We start from the raw sequence: 4,279 nt of genomic DNA on the forward strand, positions 1-4,279 counted from the left end.
TTACAAGCGCGAGTTGTTCCGTTTCTTTCCAGAGGAAGTCGACAACATCAATCGCCTGTTTGCCGAGTCTCAGCGCAACTACAAGGACCTGTGCGGCTTTCTGTATTCGCGCAAACCTTTCTGGATGAGGTTGGTGGCCACGCCCATGATCTATCCGCGGGTGCTCAAGTATGGCCATGAAACGGTGGATCACTACTTCTCGCGTTTCACCTCCAACGAACGCTTGAAGGAAGTGCTGTCGGCGCAATGGAGCTACTACGGTCTACCGGCCAAGGACCTGGCGTTCGGGTACTTTTCCTATCCCTTTATCGACTATCTGGAGAACGGCGGCTATTCGATCAAGGGCGGCTCCCAGGCATTGTCCAATGCCCTGGTCGAAGTGATCGAGCAACATGGCGGCCGGGTCGAGCTGGAGTCAGCGGTCAACCAGATCGTGATTGAACGCGGGCGAATCGGCGGCGTGGTAACGCGCAAGTCGGGCAGGGTCAAGGCGCGCAATGTTGTGGCCAATATTTCGCCCCATGCGGTCGTGGCACTGGCTGGCGAGCAGCATTTCGACGCCAGGTACCGCTCGCGACTGCGCCGGCTCAAGTTGTCGGTGTCCGGGTTTCAAGTCTACCTGGGGCTCGATTGCCCGCTGAGCGAGTTGGGAGTGGGCCCCGAGGAGTACATCCACTTCTTCGCCCCGCAGAAAACCCAGCGCGAACAGTTCGAGCATATCCAGGCCGGGGAGCTGCATGGCGACAACACCAGTTGGTCGATCAACTACTTCTCCAACGTCGATGCGTCGATGGTACCGGCCGGAAAGTCCAGCCTGGGCCTGTTCACGCTGACGGGCGCCAGCGAGTGGCACTCGCTGGGCAAACTCGACTACAGGCGCAAGAAGCTTGAACTCACCGAGCTGCTGATCGCCAACGCCGAACGAGTCATTCCAGGCCTGAGTCGGCACATAGAGGTCTGCGAGAGCGGCTCGCCACGCACCATGACCAAGTTCACCCATAACCCGGAGGGCGCGATCTACGGCTTCGAGCAGAACACCCGACAATCCGGCCTGTTCAACCGTTTCCCGCAGAAATACCCGGTCAAGGGGCTGTACCAGGTCGGGGCCTGGACATTCCCGGGCGCAGGTTTCATCGGGACGATGTTGTCGGCGCGTTTGTTGGTCGACCGCTACTTCTGAGTGGCGACTTTCCCGTCAAACCAGATTTTTACGAGACGCACCATGACCTACGTAGTGACTGACAACTGCATTCAATGCCRCCACACCAGCTGCGTCGATATCTGCCCCGCGGATGCTTTCCACCTGGGGCCCAACTTTATCGCCATCAACCCTCAGGAGTGCGTCGACTGTGGCCTGTGTCTGCCCGAGTGTCCGGAGGAAGCGATTCAGCCGGAGAACCAGCTCGATGACAGCAACCGGCATTTCATCGAACTCAACGCCGAGCTGGTCAAGCACTGGCCGGTGATCCTGCAGCGGATTCCGCCATTGGCGAACCATGAACACTGGAGCCGCAAGCCGAACAAGCTGCCCCACCTGATACGTGAGGCCGAGGCGGTCGATCCGACCCGCGACCACCACCTGGCCCATGCCTGATGCGCGACTGGAACCTTATCCATGCAAAGTTTTGATCGATTCAAGACCCTCGAAAGCGACACCTTTGACGTGATCGTGGTTGGCGCCGGCATCGGTGGCCTGACGGCTGCCGCGACCCTGGCCAATCGCGGCAAGCAGGTACTGGTGCTCGACATGCACTATGAAATGGGCGGCTGTGCCACGGTGTTCCACCGCAAGGGCAACGACTATGAGTTCGACGTCGGCCTGCACTACATCGGTGACTGTGGCAAACACGGTCTGATTCCGCGGATTTTGCGGGGTGCAGGTATCAATGATGGTGAAATCAAATTTATCGAGCAGGACCCGGAGGGGTTCGAAACCCTGTGTTTTCCCGACTTCCAGTTCGCGGTTCCCCGTGGCTATGAACGCTTTCGCGAGAAGCTGCTGGAGGCGTTTCCCAAGGAGCGAGCGGGAATCAACCGCTACTTCAAGATGCTGCAGCAGGTCTGGGATTTCATGGGCATCCACTCGCGGCCGCTGACCGCGCTGTGGGTGCTGCCACGCTCTTGGATGCTGATGCGGCATGCCAAATCGACGGTGGCGCAGTTCCTCGACACCTGTACGCAGAATCAACGCCTTCGGGCCATCCTGACCGGGCAGCTGGGGGTCTATCACCAGCCGCCGRGCCGCGCGACCATGGCTGGCCATGCCGCGGTGGTCAACCACTTCCTGCAGGGTTCCTATTACCCCTCGGGTGGCGGCCAGATGTTCTCCGACAAGTTGGGCGAGGTGGTCGAGCGCAAGGGCGGCAAGATCCTCCTGCGATCCAAGGTCGAACGTATCCTGATCGAGAACGGTCATGCCGTGGGCGTCGAGTTCAGCAACAAGCACTTGGGCAAGCGGGTGGTCAAGGCGGACGCGGTGATCTGCAACGCCGATATCAAGCAGGCCCTGCTTGGCCTGATTGGCCGTGAACACCTCAAGCCACAGACCGTGCGTCGTGCCGAACAGTTCGAGATGTCACCGGCCATGGGCGTGGTCTATCTCGGCATCGACATGGACCTCAAGGCCATGGGTCTGAAGAACACCAACTACCGCATCTACCCTGGCTGCGATTATGAGAAGGCCTACCGCGAGGTGTTCGCCGGAGAGTTTCCCGAGGAGCCCCATCTGTTCATCGGTAACGCAACGATGAAAGACCCGGATAACCCGGCCATCGCCCCGCCAGGCATCTATAACCTGCAGCTTATGTCGGCGGTGCCTTCCACCCCGCAAAGCTGGGGCGTGACCCAGGCCGAACTGACGGATGGTAGCTACCGGAGCAACCCTGTGTACCTGGAGAAGAAAGAGTGGTACGCCCGCCAGCTGATTGCCCTGGCTGAACGGGTGATTCCGGGAATGTCGGRCCACATCGTGTATCAGGAAGTCTCGACCCCTTTTTCAGTGACGCGCTTTATCGGCTCCGAAGGGGGCACGTCCTACGGTCTGGCCTTTACCCCGGAGTACTTCCTGCACAACAGGCCAGGGGCCAAAACTGAAATCCGCAACCTGTACCTGTGCGGCGCATCGACCCGTACCGGGCATGGTATTTTTGGCGCCATGACTGGCGGGGTGGAAGCGGCCGCTGCGGTCTGCGGTCGTCACGTGCGCTACCAGGTGATGGACGTCGGCACCCGCGCCGAAGCGGCAACCAGCTGAGTACGTGGTCAAGGCGGGCCCTGCCGACACGCCACGACGTCTATGGGGCGCACCGTGGCGCATTTGCATCAAGGAGCGATGGAATGGCAAACGAATACAACATGGCGCTGGTGATCGGCGCCGGGCTCAGCCTGCTGGCGGCCCTGATGCATGTCGGGGTGATCATGGGAGGGCCTTCCTGGTATCGCTTGTTTGGCGCTGGCGACCGCTTTGTGCGTGCGGCCCAGGCCGGTCGCCGGTTTCCCGCGGTGGTCACGACGGGGATTGCCCTGGTGCTCGCCGCATGGGCGGCGTATGCACTGTCCGGTGCCGGGGTGATCGATCCCTTGCCCCTGCTGCGCCCGGCATTGTGCGCAATCACCTTGGTCTACCTGCTGCGCGGCCTGTTGGGACCGTTCGCGCTGGCAGGCACTGGGCGTAGTATTCGCTTCATCGTGATCAGCTCGGCGGTCTGCCTGGTCTATGGGCTGGTGCATCTGTTTGGCCTGGTGCAAGTGTGGGATTCCCTTGCCTGGTGTCCTGTCTCGGAAATGAATTTCTAGCCTGAGCCATGCTTCTGTGGTCAGTCAGTGCCTGGAGTGATCACATGAACTCTCAGGACATCGTGCTTAGTGAAGACGAACAAATTGAATTGAGTCGACGCATAAGGTCGGCCACGATCAGTCCTCTTCGCTTTCGGGAATTTTTCCGAGAGCATCAGTTCCTTAGTCGGTGCTTCAGAATTACAGGGACAAGAGACCATTCGAAAAACTAGCCGCTGGTCGAAAAGCAAGACTCCACCCAGGGTGAGGGCTGAAGTGTGGGCTGGCAGGTTTTTCCAAAAGCAAGAAACGACAAAGCCCTGAATAATCAGGGCTTTGTCGTATAAAGATGGCGGAGGCGATGGGATTCGAACTCATGGACCTGTTACAGTCGACGGTTTTCAAGACCGTTGCCTTAAACCACTCGGCCACACCTCCGTTTGCGTTGCGGGCGCCATAATACCTGAATGAAACACACTGTCAAACTCTCTGCGTAGCTTGTTAC

General features: G+C 59.3%; 4 protein-coding genes and 1 tRNA gene. 4 read left to right on the forward strand and 1 reads right to left on the reverse strand.

The window, feature by feature from the left end:
• From ACXRVY_RS18735 to ACXRVY_RS18750, 4 genes are all read left to right on the forward strand, one after another.
• Window positions 1–1,180, forward strand: a 1,180-nt coding sequence (locus ACXRVY_RS18735; protein ID WP_458237958.1) for a phytoene desaturase family protein, incomplete at its 5' end; no start/stop codon positions are given.
• A gap of 42 nt (window positions 1,181–1,222) precedes the next feature.
• Window positions 1,223–1,594, forward strand: a complete 372-nt coding sequence (gene fdxA, locus ACXRVY_RS18740; protein WP_458237959.1) for a ferredoxin FdxA — start codon at window positions 1,223–1,225, stop codon at window positions 1,592–1,594.
• A gap of 21 nt (window positions 1,595–1,615) precedes the next feature.
• The gene (locus tag ACXRVY_RS18745) at window positions 1,616–3,253 is read left to right on the forward strand and encodes a phytoene desaturase family protein (protein ID WP_458237960.1); all 1,638 of its coding nucleotides are present in this window, start codon (window positions 1,616–1,618) and stop codon (window positions 3,251–3,253) included.
• 83 nt (window positions 3,254–3,336) lie between these two features.
• Window positions 3,337–3,795, forward strand: a complete 459-nt coding sequence (locus ACXRVY_RS18750) for a hypothetical protein (RefSeq protein ID WP_457266268.1) — start codon at window positions 3,337–3,339, stop codon at window positions 3,793–3,795.
• 329 nt (window positions 3,796–4,124) lie between these two features.
• On the opposite strand, the gene ACXRVY_RS18755 is transcribed toward ACXRVY_RS18750, so the two are convergent.
• Window positions 4,125–4,212 (reverse strand) — tRNA-Ser (locus tag ACXRVY_RS18755).
• Window positions 4,213–4,279 lie beyond the last annotated feature (67 nt).

Source organism: Pseudomonas sp. P5_A2_2, from assembly GCF_054177685.1.

What these genes read in the sequence shown, in the direction of transcription:
- ACXRVY_RS18750 (WP_457266268.1), top strand. Translation starts at nt 3,337, where the DNA reads ATGGCAAACGAATACAACATGGCGCTGGTGATCGGCGCCGGGCTCAGC.